The sequence below is a fragment of the Pseudomonas sp. genome, assembly GCF_041601375.1.
GTDB lineage: Bacteria > Pseudomonadota > Gammaproteobacteria > Pseudomonadales > Pseudomonadaceae > Aquipseudomonas.
The window spans coordinates 1-12,379 of sequence record NZ_JBFIIG010000125.1 but is presented as its reverse complement, the minus strand read 5'-3'; the positions used below and the strand labels follow the sequence as shown (position 1 = coordinate 12,379).

Annotated in this window: 15 protein-coding genes; 11 read left to right on the top strand and 4 right to left on the bottom strand. The window is 64.3% G+C overall.

All coding sequences use genetic code 11. The annotated features are described in order from the left end of the window. Window positions 1-234 precede the first annotated feature (234 nt). From ABZE94_RS15445 to ABZE94_RS15435, 3 genes are all read right to left on the bottom strand, one after another. The gene (locus ABZE94_RS15445; protein WP_372876382.1) at window positions 235-636 is read right to left on the bottom strand and encodes an NINE protein; all 402 of its coding nucleotides are present in this window, start codon (window positions 634-636) and stop codon (window positions 235-237) included. A gap of 109 nt (window positions 637-745) precedes the next feature. Beyond that, window positions 746-1,891: a PilT/PilU family type 4a pilus ATPase gene (locus tag ABZE94_RS15440; RefSeq protein ID WP_172148724.1), complete on the bottom strand. Its 1,146-nt coding sequence runs from the start codon at window positions 1,889-1,891 to the stop codon at window positions 746-748. A 110-nt stretch (window positions 1,892-2,001) separates the two neighbouring features. Beyond that, complete coding sequence (locus ABZE94_RS15435) at window positions 2,002-3,036, bottom strand: type IV pilus twitching motility protein PilT (RefSeq protein WP_372876381.1); 1,035 nt, start codon at window positions 3,034-3,036, stop codon at window positions 2,002-2,004. Between the two features lie 54 nt (window positions 3,037-3,090). Between ABZE94_RS15435 and ABZE94_RS15430 the strand changes: the two genes are divergently transcribed. The 11 genes from ABZE94_RS15430 (at window position 3,091) to ABZE94_RS15380 (ending at window position 12,159) form a co-directional block, all read left to right on the top strand. Then, window positions 3,091-3,771: a YggS family pyridoxal phosphate-dependent enzyme gene (locus ABZE94_RS15430; RefSeq protein WP_372876380.1), complete on the top strand. Its 681-nt coding sequence runs from the start codon at window positions 3,091-3,093 to the stop codon at window positions 3,769-3,771. A 39-nt stretch (window positions 3,772-3,810) separates the two neighbouring features. Beyond that, window positions 3,811-4,629, top strand: coding sequence for a pyrroline-5-carboxylate reductase (proC, locus tag ABZE94_RS15425; RefSeq protein WP_372876379.1), 819 nt, complete (start codon window positions 3,811-3,813; stop codon window positions 4,627-4,629). 44 nt (window positions 4,630-4,673) lie between these two features. Next, window positions 4,674-5,264, top strand: coding sequence for a YggT family protein (locus ABZE94_RS15420; protein ID WP_372876378.1), 591 nt, complete (start codon window positions 4,674-4,676; stop codon window positions 5,262-5,264). Between the two features lie 13 nt (window positions 5,265-5,277). Further along, window positions 5,278-5,574, top strand: coding sequence for a DUF167 domain-containing protein (locus ABZE94_RS15415; protein WP_372876377.1), 297 nt, complete (start codon window positions 5,278-5,280; stop codon window positions 5,572-5,574). Between the two features lie 162 nt (window positions 5,575-5,736). Further along, window positions 5,737-7,719, top strand: coding sequence for a dynamin family protein (locus ABZE94_RS15410; RefSeq protein ID WP_372876376.1), 1,983 nt, complete (start codon window positions 5,737-5,739; stop codon window positions 7,717-7,719). A gap of 104 nt (window positions 7,720-7,823) precedes the next feature. Continuing rightward, window positions 7,824-8,963: a homoserine O-acetyltransferase gene (locus ABZE94_RS15405; protein WP_372876375.1), complete on the top strand. Its 1,140-nt coding sequence runs from the start codon at window positions 7,824-7,826 to the stop codon at window positions 8,961-8,963. 7 nt (window positions 8,964-8,970) lie between these two features. Next, window positions 8,971-9,573 (top strand): methionine biosynthesis protein MetW, encoded by a 603-nt coding sequence (metW, locus tag ABZE94_RS15400; protein ID WP_372876374.1) that lies wholly within the window; start codon window positions 8,971-8,973, stop codon window positions 9,571-9,573. Between the two features lie 37 nt (window positions 9,574-9,610). Beyond that, the gene (locus ABZE94_RS15395) at window positions 9,611-10,027 is read left to right on the top strand and encodes a DUF4426 domain-containing protein (RefSeq protein ID WP_372876373.1); all 417 of its coding nucleotides are present in this window, start codon (window positions 9,611-9,613) and stop codon (window positions 10,025-10,027) included. Next, complete coding sequence (rdgB, locus tag ABZE94_RS15390) at window positions 10,027-10,623, top strand: RdgB/HAM1 family non-canonical purine NTP pyrophosphatase (RefSeq protein WP_372876372.1); 597 nt, start codon at window positions 10,027-10,029, stop codon at window positions 10,621-10,623. Before ABZE94_RS15395 ends, rdgB begins: the two co-directional genes overlap by 1 nt. Further along, complete coding sequence (hemW, locus tag ABZE94_RS15385) at window positions 10,620-11,801, top strand: radical SAM family heme chaperone HemW (protein ID WP_372876371.1); 1,182 nt, start codon at window positions 10,620-10,622, stop codon at window positions 11,799-11,801. The genes rdgB and hemW overlap by 4 nt, the downstream gene beginning before the upstream one ends. 34 nt (window positions 11,802-11,835) lie before the next feature. Beyond that, entirely contained in the window at window positions 11,836-12,159 is a 324-nt protein-coding gene (locus tag ABZE94_RS15380) for a DUF3392 domain-containing protein (protein ID WP_318962096.1), read from the top strand. A 4-nt stretch (window positions 12,160-12,163) separates the two neighbouring features. Here ABZE94_RS15380 and zapE read toward each other — a convergent pair. Continuing rightward, window positions 12,164-12,379: AFG1/ZapE family ATPase (gene zapE, locus ABZE94_RS15375; RefSeq protein ID WP_372876370.1), on the bottom strand; the 216-nt coding region annotated here is incomplete at its 5' end.

Genomic DNA, 12,379 nt, shown 5'->3' with positions numbered 1-12,379 from the left:
TAGCGAGGGAAAGTCCGGTTTGAGGCAGTTTTGTTGCTTTTCCGAGGCGAATAGCTGGCTATTTAACGAGGGAAAGCAGCAAAAAATGACCAAATCCGGCTTTTCCGCAGTAGAACAGCGTTAAGTCCGACAGGCTCCTAGGATCAGCCAGAAACAAAAAACCGCCAATTGGCGGTTTTTTGTTTCTGGCGTAAGTGACGCTCCCACGAGCCCTCGATCGCCGGAGACTGCGGCTTATTCGCGCTCGGCATTCTTGATCGATATCTGCTCGTTCAGCGTCCAGAAATCGTAGAGCACGCCGATCAGGAACAGACCACCGGTGAACAGGTAGAGGATCCCGCTGATCCACTTGCCCTGGTACATGCGGTGCACACCGAAAATGCCGAGGAAGGTCAGCAGAATCCAGGCGACGTTGTAATCGGTGTCGCCGGCGGTGAAGCGCAGATCGGCCTCGCGATCCATCGCCGGGATCAGGAACAGGTCGATGATCCAGCCGATGAACAGCAAACCGAGGGTGAAGAACCAGATGGTTCCGGTGACTGGCTTGCCGTAATAGAAGCGGTGCGCACCGAGAAACCCGAAGATCCACAGCAGATAACCGATGACCTTGCTATGGGTGTCCTGTCTTACGTCCATGCCTTGCTCCTGCGCTGCTGAATGGTATCAATGAGACCGGCAAGACCGCGCCGGGTTTACTGCTCGCTGAAAAAAGCCCGCGAGCGCGGGCTGGTCAAAGGTCGCTAGCTCAACGGAAGCGCCGGCCGGGATCTTCGGGGGCGACTTCCAGGGACAGGCCATCGCTCATGTGGGCCAGGTGATCGCCGTCAGACTCCGAGCCGAGCTTGATCAGCAGGCGCAGATCGTTCGCCGAGTCGGCGTAGAGCAGCGCATCTTCGTAGGTGATTTCGCCCTGACTGTAGAGGTTGTACAGCGCCTGGTCGAAGGTCTGCATGCCCAGTTCGGTCGAACGTTTCATCAGGGCCTTGAGCTCATGCACCTCGCCCTTGCGGATCAGGTCGGCGGCCAGCGGGGTGTTGATCAGCACCTCGATCACCGCGCGGCGGCCCTTGCCGTCCGGGGTCGGGATCAGTTGCTGGGCGACAATCGCCTTGAGGTTGAGCGACAGGTCCATCCATACCTGGTTCTGCCGGTCGGCCGGGAAGAAGTTGATGATCCGGTCCAGCGCCTGGTTGGCGTTGTTGGCGTGCAGGGTGGCCAGGCACAGGTGGCCGGTCTCGGCGAAGGCCACGGCATGGTCCATGGTCTCGCGGGTGCGCACCTCGCCGATGAGGATCACGTCCGGCGCCTGGCGCAGGGTGTTCTTCAGCGCCACCTCGAAGGACTCGGTGTCGATGCCGACTTCGCGCTGGGTGACAATGCAGCTCTGGTGCTGGTGGATATATTCGATCGGGTCTTCGATGGAGATGATGTGGCCGCTGCTGTTCTTGTTGCGGTAGCCGATCATCGCCGCCAGCGAGGTGGACTTGCCGGTGCCGGTGGCGCCGACGAACAGCACCAGTCCACGCTTGGTCAGGGCCAGCTTCTTGAGGATTTCCGGAAGCTTGAGGTCATCCAGGGTCGGGATGTTGGTCTCGATGCGGCGCAGCACCATGCCGGCCAGGTTGCGCTGGTAGAAGGCGCTGACCCGGAAGCGGCCGACGCCACGGGCGCTGATGGCGAAGTTGCATTCGTGGCTCTCGGCGAAGTCGCGACGCTGTTGCTCGTTCATCACCGAGTGCACGGTTTCCCGGGTTTGCTCGGGCGACATGGGGTTCTTGGTCACCGGCATGATCTTGCCGTTGACCTTCATCGACGGCGGTACGCCGGCAGTGATGAACAGGTCGGAGCCGCCTTTCTCTACCATCAGGCGCAGCAGTTTTTCGAATTCCATGCGTTGTCTCGCCCATCACTGTCACGCGCTTGACCAACCACCAGCTGCCGGGGCGCGTGCCTCACCAGCGATCTGGGTCTCGGCCAACCTCGCGGCTGGCCAGATACGAATTAAAAGTTATCCGGGGTCTTGGATTTTTCCCGCGCAGTTTCGCGGGTGACCAGGCCCTTGGCTACCAGGCCTTTCAGGCAGGCATCCAGGGTCTGCATGCCCAGCGAGGCGCCAGTCTGGATCGACGAATACATCTGCGCCACCTTGTCCTCGCGGATCAGGTTACGGATCGCCGGGGTGCCGATCATGATTTCATGGGCCGCCACCCGCCCGCCGCCGACTTTCTTCAGCAGGGTCTGCGAGATCACCGCCTGCAGGGATTCGGAGAGCATCGAGCGGACCATGGATTTTTCTTCGGCCGGGAACACGTCGACCACCCGGTCGATGGTCTTGGCCGCCGAGGTGGTGTGCAGGGTGCCGAACACCAGGTGGCCGGTTTCCGCGGCGGTCAGCGCCAGGCGGATGGTCTCCAGGTCGCGCATCTCGCCGACCAGAATGATGTCCGGGTCTTCGCGCAGCGCCGAGCGCAGGGCCTCGGAGAAGCCCAGGGTGTCGCGGTGCACCTCGCGCTGGTTGACCAGGCACTTCTTCGATTCGTGGACGAACTCGATCGGGTCTTCGATGGTCAGGATGTGCTGGTATTTGCTGCCGTTGAGGTAATCGAGCATCGCCGCCAGGGTGGTCGACTTGCCCGAACCCGTTGGTCCGGTGACCAGTACCAGGCCCCTTGGCACGTCGGTGATCTTGCGAAACACCTCGCCCATGCCAAGGTCTTCCATGGTCAGCACCTTGGACGGAATGGTCCGGAACACCGCCCCGGCGCCACGGTTCTGGTTGAAGGCGTTGACCCGGAAACGCGCGACCCCAGGCACTTCGAAGGAGAAGTCGGTCTCCAGGAACTCCTCGAAATCCTTGCGCTGCTTGTCGTTCATGATGTCGTAGATCAGCGCATGCACCTGCTTGTGATCCAGGGCCGGCAAGTTGATCCGGCGCACATCGCCGTCGACCCGAATCATCGGCGGCAGACCAGCAGAGAGATGCAGGTCCGACGCGCCTTGCTTGGCGCTGAAGGCAAGCAGCTCAGTGATATCCATGGGACTCCCTAATGACGGTAGAATGCCGCGAACCCAAGGCGGCTGGCGCAAGTAATGTCCACGATAGCAGAGAATATTGCAAAGGTCGGAGCACGCATCCGTGAGGCGGCGCAAGCCTCGGGGCGAGATTGTGCAACGATTGGCCTGCTCGCAGTGAGCAAAACCAAACCCGCCGCGGCCATTCGCCAGGCCCATGCGGCCGGTTTGCATGACTTCGGCGAGAACTACCTGCAGGAAGCCCTGGAAAAGCAGCTCGATCTGAGCGATCTGCCATTGATTTGGCACTTCATCGGCCCCATTCAATCGAACAAGACCCGAGCCATCGCCGAGCATTTCGCCTGGGTGCACTCGGTGGATCGCCTGAAAATCGCCGAGCGCCTGTCCGCGCAACGCCCGCCGCACCTGCCCGCGCTGAATATCTGTCTGCAGGTGAACGTCAGTGGCGAGGCCAGCAAATCGGGCTGTAGCCCCGAAGAACTGCCTGCATTGGCCCAGGCGGTGAGCCAACTGCCCAACCTCAAACTGCGTGGATTGATGAGCATTCCCGAACCCAGCGAAGACCGCGCGACGCAACAGGCCGCCTTTGCCCGCCTGTCTGGACTGCAAGCCGAGCTGAACCTGGATCTCGATACCCTGTCCATGGGCATGAGCCATGACCTCGAGGCCGCCATTGCCGAAGGGGCGACCTGGGTGCGCATCGGTACCGCATTGTTTGGCGAACGCGACTATTCATAAGCGCCGCTCTACTCGACTCGATAAAAAAGGAAACCTCTTATGACTTCCCCCCGCATTGCGTTTATCGGCGCCGGCAATATGGCCGCTAGCCTGATCGGCGGGCTGCGCGCCCAAGGCGTCGACGCCAGCAGCATTCGCGCCAGTGACCACGGCGCCGAGCAACGCGCCAAGATCGGCAGCGAATACGCCATCGAAACCTTCGCCAGCAACGCCGAGGCCATCCAGGGCGCCGACGTGATCGTCCTGGCCGTCAAACCGCAGGTGATGAAAGCCGTCTGCCAGGAGCTGGCCAGCCAGCTCGGCGCGGATCAATTGATCGTGTCCATCGCCGCCGGCATCAGCTGCGCCAGCCTGGAAAACTGGCTCGGCGCCCGTGCGGTCGTGCGCTGCATGCCCAATACGCCGGCGCTGCTGCGCCAGGGCGTCAGCGGCTTGTATGCCAACAGCCTGGTTTCGGCGGCGCAGCGTCAGCAGGCCGAACAGCTGCTGGGCGCGGTTGGCCTGGCCCTGTGGCTGGACCAGGAACAGCTGATCGATGCGGTCACCGCCGCTTCCGGCAGCGGCCCGGCGTATTTCTTCCTGCTGATCGAAGCCATGACCGCCGCCGGCGAAAAACTCGGCCTGGCACGCGCCACCGCCGCCCAACTGGCCCAGCACACCGCACTGGGGGCCGCGCGCATGGCGACCAGCAGCGATGTCGATGCCGGCGAACTGCGCCGCCGCGTCACCTCGCCGGCCGGCACCACCGAAGCGGCCATCAAGACCTTCCAGGCGGGCGGTTTCGAAGCCCTGGTCGAACAGGCCATGAATGCCGCCGCCCAACGCTCGGCGGAACTGGCCGAGCAGCTTGGCCAATAGAACCTCTCAGCCCATGAATAGATGGACCAACTAAGGAGTCAATAATGATCGGACTGAGTACCGCAGCCGTGTATATCCTGCAGACCATCGGCAGTCTGTACCTGCTGATCGTGCTGCTGCGCTTCATCCTGCAACTGGTGAAGGCCGACTTCTACAACCCGCTCAGCCAGTTCATCGTGCGCGCCACCCACCCGCTGCTCAAACCGCTGCGCAAGGTCATTCCCAGTTTCGCCGGGCTCGACCTGGCCTCGCTGGTGCTGGCGATCCTGGTGCAACTGGTGCTCATGGCCCTGGTCCTGATGCTGATGGGCTATGGCCTGGACAATCCGCTGCAACTGCTGGTCTGGTCGATCATTGGCGTCACCGCCCTGTTCATCAAGGTGTTCTTCTTCGCCCTGATCATCAGCGTGATCCTGTCCTGGGTCGCCCAGGGCAGCCACAATCCGGCGGCCGAACTGATCAACCAGATCTGCGAACCGCTGCTGGCGCCGATCCGGCGCATTCTGCCGAGCCTGGGCGGGCTCGACCTGTCGCCGATCGTGGCCTTCCTGATCCTCAACCTGATCAACATGCTGGTGGTGCGCAACCTGGCGGTGATGACCGGCATGTTCAAGGGCCTCAGCCTGGCGATCTGAGCCCGGGAACCCGATGAGCTTCTATCGCTGGGACGGCGAGGACCTGATCCTCGAGTGCCACCTGCAGCCCAAAGCCAGTTGCGATGAGTTCGCCGGGCTGCACGGTGAGCGGCTGAAGATCCGCCTCAGCGCTCCGCCGGTCGACGGCAAGGCCAACGCCCAGTTGCTGGCCTTTCTCGCCGGCGCTTTTGCCGTGAGCAAGCGCCAGGTCAGCTTGGAAAGCGGCCAGCAAAGCCGGCAGAAGCGCGTTCGCATCGAGCGACCGCGGCAGCTGCCCGCAGCACTCGAACTGACCGCTCGCCCCGCCTGAGCGACCATCAGGTCGGATCGAAATACTAGCCAATTGACACCCCCTGCACGCCCCGCATAATGCTCGCCAGCCCAGCGCATCGGCGCACGCCATGCGCTGCCGGGCAGACCCGCGCCGCTAACCGCACCGCCCCGTAGCCGCGCTAGCCAGAGGAACGCCAGGATGAGCATGGAACGTCTCAGTCAACAGGTCGATGCCTACGTCGGCTGGAAGCGCGAGCTGATGCGCCAGATCACGCGCTACCGCAGCTGGCTGGTGAACAATCGGCTCACCTCCGAGGCGCTGGACGCCAAGCTGGAGCGCGCCCTCAAGCTGCTGCGCAGCGACCACATCACCCTGGCCTTCGTCGGCGAGTTCTCGCGCGGCAAGACCGAACTGATCAACAGCCTGTTCTTCTCCGCCTACGGCCAGCGCATGCTGCCGTCCCAGGCCGGGCGCACCACCATGTGCCCCACCGAGCTGTTCTTCGACCCGCGCTCGGAACGCTCCTACATCCGCCTGCTGCCGATCGAAACCCGCGCCACCGAGGCCAGCGTCGCCCAGTTCAAGCGCATTCCCCGGCACTGGGTGAACATCCCGCTGGACCTCAGCGACCCGGACAACATGATCCAGGCCTTCACCCAGGTGGCGAAGAGCAAAGCCATGCCGGTGGAGCAAGCCATCCAGCTGGGCTTCCACCCCGACACCCTGGAAAGCACCGGCAAATCCGGCCAGGTGCTGGTGCCGACCTGGCGCCATGCGCTGGTCAACTTCGATCACCAGCTGCTGCGCCAGGGCCTGCGCCTCCTCGACACCCCCGGTCTGAATGCCCTGGGCAGCGAACCCGAGCTAACCCTGTCGATGCTGCCCAGCGCCCAGGCGATCATCTTCCTGCTGTCCGCCGACACCGGGGTCACCGCCAGCGACATGGCGGTCTGGCAGCAGCATATTCGCCAGCTCGACGACGACACCCAGACCTGCCTGTTCGCCGTGCTCAACAAGATCGACATCCTCTGGGACGACCTGGCCGGCGAAGCCTTCGTGCAGAACGCCATCGCGCAGATCCAGAGCGTCACGGCCAGGCAGCTTGGCATCCGCCCCGACGAGGTGCTGCCGCTGTCGGCCAAGCAGGCGCTGCTGGCCAAGGTGCGCCAGGATCCGGCACTGCTGGCCCGCAGCCAGATGAGCAACCTGGAGAACCTGCTGTGCGAGCGCATCGTCAGCCAGAAGGAACGCCTGATCGAAGACCGCGTGGTCAATCAGGTGCTGGGCCTGCTGCAAGGCAGCCAGCACCTGCTCAACCTGCGCCTGGACAAGGTCAACGAACAACAGGCGCTGCTGAGCAATCACCAGCACGATAACGGTCAGTTGCTGTTCGAGCTGACCGCCAGGACCAAGGACGACCACAGCCGGCACCACAAGCGCCTGCTCGGCCTGAAAACCAACCAGCGCCTGCTCAAGCGCCAAGGCGAGCTGCTGCAGATCGCCGTGCGCGCGGAACGCCTCGACGAACACCTGAACAAGGTGCGCAAGAACCTCGCCGGCAGCTGGACCACCCTGGGCATCAACCAGGCGATCCTGCACTTCTTCCGCGCGGTGGAACATGACCTGGACAGCCTGGCCCATGAAGCCGCGATGGCCAACAAGATGGTCGCCGCCATCTACCAACGGCACAACCAGGAGAACCCGCTGCAAGGCGTCGATGCGCCGCAGTTCAACGTCAAGCGCTACCTGCGCGAACTCAAACAGCTGCAGACCCAGGCCGACCAGTTCCGCCTGCACCTGAAAACCCTGCTCACCGAACAGCGCAGCCTGACCAGGCGCTTCTTCGCCACCCTGGTCCAGGAAGTCATCGGCCTGCACCAGCGCCTGCGGGTCGAGGCCGGACAGTGGGCCAACGACGCGCTGATGCCGCTGATGCAACACACCCTGGAACACAAACAGCTGCTGGAAAGCCACATGTTGCGGCTCAAGGCCCTGGCCCAGCAAACCCAACAGGCCCGCCAGCGCGGCCAGCAACTGGTCGGCTACCGCGACGAGCTGCAACAGCAACTGGCCCAGGCCAGCGAGATGCTGCGCGGCCTGCGCCGCCCCGCGCCGATCCAGCGCCAGGGCAAGGTGGTCAACCTGCCCGGCGTGGCGCGGCCACACAGCGTCGGCGAATGAGCGCCGGGCGCGCCGCGGCCAGACATTGCCCGCCGCCCCGCACGCTTGCCGCCCGGGGCGGCGCTCTTTAGACTGCGGCACTTCCTTTACTGCGAGCAGGGTCGATGTCCACTGCCTTTCCCCAAGACTCTGTTGGCCTGGTGACCCCCCAGGTGCTGCACTTCGCCGCCCCCCTGGCGCTCGCCTGCGGGCGCAGCCTGGCCGACTACCAACTGGTCTACGAAACCTACGGCGAACTGAACGCCGCGCGCAGCAACGCCGTGCTGATCTGCCATGCGCTGTCCGGCCACCACCATGCCGCCGGCTTTCACAGCGCGGACGAGCGCAAGCCCGGCTGGTGGGACAGTTGCATCGGCCCCGGCAAGCCGATCGACACCAGCAGGTTCTTCGTCGTCAGCCTCAACAACCTCGGCGGCTGCAACGGTTCGACCGGCCCCTCCAGCGTCAATCCGGCCACCGGCAAACCCTTTGGCGCGGATTTCCCGGTGATGACCGTGGAAGACTGGGTGCACAGCCAGGCGCGCCTGGCCGACGCCCTCGACATCGGCCAGTGGGCCGCGGTGGTCGGCGGCAGCCTCGGCGGCATGCAGGCCATGCAGTGGGCCATCAGCTACCCCGAGCGCATCCGCCACTGCCTGGCGATCGCCTCGGCGCCCAAACTGTCGGCGCAGAACATCGCCTTCAACGAGGTGGCGCGCCAGGCCATTCTCACCGACCCGGAGTTCTACGGCGGGCACTTCCAGGAGCGCGGGGTGATCCCCAAGCGCGGTCTGATGCTGGCGCGCATGGTCGGCCACATCACCTACCTGTCGGACGACGCCATGGGCGAGAAATTCGGCCGCGGGCTGAAGAGCGAGAAGCTCAACTACGACTTCCACAGCGTCGAGTTCCAGGTCGAGAGCTACCTGCGCTACCAGGGCGAGGAATTCTCCGGGCGCTTCGACGCCAACACCTACCTGCTGATGACCAAGGCGCTGGACTATTTCGACCCGGCGGCGGCGTTCGACGGCAACCTGGCCCAGACCCTGGCCGGGGTGCAGGCGGACTTCTGCGTGATGTCCTTCACCACCGACTGGCGCTTCTCGCCGGCACGCTCGCGCGAGATCGTCGACGCCCTGATCGCCGCACGCAAGAACGTCTGCTACCTGGAAATCGACGCGCCGCAGGGCCACGACGCCTTCCTGATCCCGATCCCGCGTTACCTGCAGGCCTTCAGCAGCTATATGAACCGAATCGCAGTATGAGGCGCGCATGAGAGCCGACCTGGACATCATCCAAGACTGGATCCCCGCCGGCAGCCGGGTGCTCGACCTCGGCTGCGGCAATGGCGAACTGCTCGCCTGGCTGGCCGAGCACAAAGGGGTCAGCGGCTACGGCCTGGAGATCGACCCGGACAACATCGCCCAGTGCGTCGGCAAGGGCGTCAACGTCATCGAGCAGAACCTCGACAAGGGCTTGGGCAACTTCGCCAGCGACAGCTTCGACGTGGTGGTGATGACCCAGTCGCTGCAGGCCCTGCACTTCCCGGACAAGGTGCTGGCGGAGATGCTGCGGGTCGGCAAGACCTGCATCATCACCTTCCCCAACTTCGCCCACTGGCGCTGCCGCTGGTACCTGGCGAGCAAGGGGCGCATGCCGGTGTCCGACTTCCTGCCCTACACCTGGTACAACACGCCGAACATCCATTTCTGCACCTTCGCGGACTTCGAGCGCCTGTGCCTCGTGCAAAATGCCAGGGTGCTGAACCGTCTGGCGGTGGATCGCGATCATCTGCACGGTTGGGCCAGCCGCATTTGGCCTAATCTGTTAGGTGAGATCGGCATCTACCGGATCAGCGGGCCGAGCGCCAACTGATATCGCCGGCAACCAGGCCATCCTGAGGAGAGCCACCATGTATCGCATCGCCCTACTGTTTATCGCCCTATGCCTGAGCCTGCCGGCAATTGCCGAACGCAAGCAAAGTTTCGGCGACCTGGATGTACACTACAACGCCTTCAACTCCAGCTTCCTGCAACCGGAGATCGCCGCTGCAGTGGGCCTCAGCCGCAGCAAGACACAGGGCGTAGTCAATATCTCGGTGCTCAAGGCCGGCCAACCGACCGCCGCCAGGGTCAGCGGGGAAATGCGCAACCTGCTCGGCCAGATCCACGGCCTGAGGTTCAAGCAGGTCACCGAAGGCGAGGCCATCTACTACCTGGCCCAGTTCCCCATCGAGCAGCAGGAAGTACTGCGCTTCAGCCTCAAGATCCAGACCGACGGTGGCAATACGCACAGCTTCGACTTCAACCAGGAATTCTTCCCCGACTGATGATGCCACTCAGCGAACTCGTGCTGGCCAGCCATAACGCCGGCAAACTCAAGGAACTCCAGGCCATGCTCGGCGTCGCCGTGCGCGTGCGCTCGATCGGCGAATTCAGTGACGTCGAGCCGCACGAGAGCGGCCTGACCTTCGTCGAAAACGCCATCCTCAAGGCGCGCCATGCCGCGCGGGTGTCCGGCCTGCCGGCGCTGGCCGACGACTCCGGCCTGGCCGTGGACTTTCTCGGCGGCGCCCCGGGCATCTACTCGGCGCGTTACGCCGATGGCCAGGGCGACGCGGCGAACAACGCCAAGCTGCTCGATGCCTTGAAAGACGTACCGGACGCCCAGCGCGGCGCCCAGTTCGTCTGCTGCCTGGCCCTCCTGCGACACGCCGAAGATCCATTGCCGATCATTTGCGAAGGGCTCTGGCACGGGCACATCCTGCATGCCGCGCGCGGCGAGCACGGCTTCGGCTACGACCCGCTGTTCTGGGTCGAGGAGCGCCAATGCTCCAGCGCCGAGCTGCCACCCGCCGAGAAGAACCAACTGAGCCACCGCGCCCGCGCCATGGCCCTGCTCAAGCAGCGGTTGGGGCTGGCATGAACCCTATCCTTCACCCGACGGGCGAGGGGCGCCAAAGCGGCTTCGAGCTGCCGCCCCTGGCGCTCTATATCCACATTCCCTGGTGCGTGAAGAAGTGCCCCTACTGCGACTTCAACTCCCACGCCGCCGGGCCGACCCTGCCGGAACAGGAATACGTCGACGCCCTGCTCGCCGACCTCGACCAGGACCTGCCCCAGGTGCATGGCCGGTCGCTGACCTCGATCTTCTTCGGTGGCGGCACCCCCAGCCTGTTCTCGGCCAAGGCACTGGGTCGTTTGCTCGAAGGCGTGGAGCGCCGCGTGCCCTTCGCCAGCGATATCGAAATCACCCTGGAAGCCAACCCCGGCACCTTCGAGCAGGCCAAGTTCCGCGACTATCGTGCGCTGGGCATCAATCGCCTGTCGATCGGCGTACAGAGTTTCCAGGCCGCCAAGCTCAAGGCCCTGGGCCGCATCCATGACGGTGACGAGGCCATCCGCTCCGCCGACATGGCCCGCGCCGCCGGCTTCGACAACTTCAACCTGGACCTGATGCACGGCCTGCCCGAGCAGTCGATCGAGGATGCCCTCGGCGACCTGCGCATCGCCATCGCCCAGGGCCCGACCCACCTGTCCTGGTATCAGCTGACGGTGGAACCGAACACGGTGTTCTGGAACCAGCCGCCGGTGATGCCCGAGGACGATATTCTCTGGGACATCCAGGAAGCCGGCCAGGCGCTGTTGGCCGAACACGGCTATGCGCAGTACGAGGTGTCCGCCTACGCCCAGCCCGGCAAGGCGGCCCGGCACAACCTCAACTACTGGAGTTTCGGCGATTTCCTCGGAATCGGCGCCGGCGCCCACGCCAAGCTGAGCCGTCCGGACGGCAGTATCAGCCGCGGCTGGAAAACCCGCTTGCCCAAGGACTACCTGGAGCCAAGCAAAGCCTTCAGCGCCGGCGAGCGCTTGCTCGGCCCGGACGAACTGCCCTTCGAATTTCTGATGAATGTGCTGCGCCTCACGGACGGCGTCGCCAGCACCCTGTTCACTCAGCGCACCGGCCTGCCGCTGAGGCTACTGGCCGCGGCCCGCGAGGAAGCCGAGCAGCGCGGCCTCTTGCAGCGCGACCCGGCCCGCCTGGTCGCCAGCCGCGAAGGCCAGCTGTTTCTCAACGACCTGCTGCAACACTTTCTGCCCTGACCTGCTGTGCGCCACGCGGCGCTAAGGACCCCGCTTGGACCTGCTATTCGACCTGATCGCCACCCTGTCGCGCTGGAGCCGCGGCCACCTGCACGACATCGCCCTGGCCATCATGGCCACCCTGCTGGTGCTGTTCGGCCCCGGCATCAATGCCTGGGTGCAGCGCGCGATCGGCGGCCTCAACTTCTTCTTCCGCACCCTGATCTTCGTCCTGATCTGCGCGGTCGGCTACGGCCTGGCAATGGTCTTCCTCACCCCCTGGCTGGCCCAGGGCCTCGGCCACTTCAACAACTACACCCTGGCGCCGGTGTTGCTGCTGGTGTTCTTCCTGATCGGCGTGCTGGCCGATCGCAGCTAGCAGGCTAGGCGTCGGCGAAGCACTGCAGCTGCATCTCGCGCAGGCGGCTGAGGGTGCGGCGGAACGCAAAGGCCAGAGAACCCTGGGTATACAGCTGATCCAGCGGCACCTGCGCCTCCAGATACAGCGGCACGCGGCGGTCGTAGCACTCATCGACCAGGGCGATGAAACGACGCACGCAGTCGTCATGTACCGAGAGTTTCGGGGGGGGGGGGGGGGC

Excerpts from the sequence above, each read along its gene's own strand:
- hemW (WP_372876371.1), top strand. The coding sequence starts at position 10,620 with ATGAACCCTATCCTTCACCCGACGGGCGAGGGGCGCCAAAGCGGCTTC.
- ABZE94_RS15445 (WP_372876382.1), bottom strand. The coding sequence starts at position 636 with ATGGACGTAAGACAGGACACCCATAGCAAGGTCATCGGTTATCTGCTG.
- ABZE94_RS15440 (WP_172148724.1), bottom strand. The coding sequence starts at position 1,891 with ATGGAATTCGAAAAACTGCTGCGCCTGATGGTAGAGAAAGGCGGCTCC.
- ABZE94_RS15395 (WP_372876373.1), top strand. The coding sequence starts at position 9,611 with ATGTATCGCATCGCCCTACTGTTTATCGCCCTATGCCTGAGCCTGCCG.
- ABZE94_RS15415 (WP_372876377.1), top strand. The coding sequence starts at position 5,278 with ATGAGCTTCTATCGCTGGGACGGCGAGGACCTGATCCTCGAGTGCCAC.
- proC (WP_372876379.1), top strand. The coding sequence starts at position 3,811 with ATGACTTCCCCCCGCATTGCGTTTATCGGCGCCGGCAATATGGCCGCT.
- metW (WP_372876374.1), top strand. The coding sequence starts at position 8,971 with ATGAGAGCCGACCTGGACATCATCCAAGACTGGATCCCCGCCGGCAGC.
- ABZE94_RS15405 (WP_372876375.1), top strand. The coding sequence starts at position 7,824 with ATGTCCACTGCCTTTCCCCAAGACTCTGTTGGCCTGGTGACCCCCCAG.
- ABZE94_RS15410 (WP_372876376.1), top strand. The coding sequence starts at position 5,737 with ATGAGCATGGAACGTCTCAGTCAACAGGTCGATGCCTACGTCGGCTGG.
- ABZE94_RS15420 (WP_372876378.1), top strand. The coding sequence starts at position 4,674 with ATGATCGGACTGAGTACCGCAGCCGTGTATATCCTGCAGACCATCGGC.
- ABZE94_RS15435 (WP_372876381.1), bottom strand. The coding sequence starts at position 3,036 with ATGGATATCACTGAGCTGCTTGCCTTCAGCGCCAAGCAAGGCGCGTCG.
- rdgB (WP_372876372.1), top strand. The coding sequence starts at position 10,027 with ATGATGCCACTCAGCGAACTCGTGCTGGCCAGCCATAACGCCGGCAAA.
- ABZE94_RS15430 (WP_372876380.1), top strand. The coding sequence starts at position 3,091 with ATGTCCACGATAGCAGAGAATATTGCAAAGGTCGGAGCACGCATCCGT.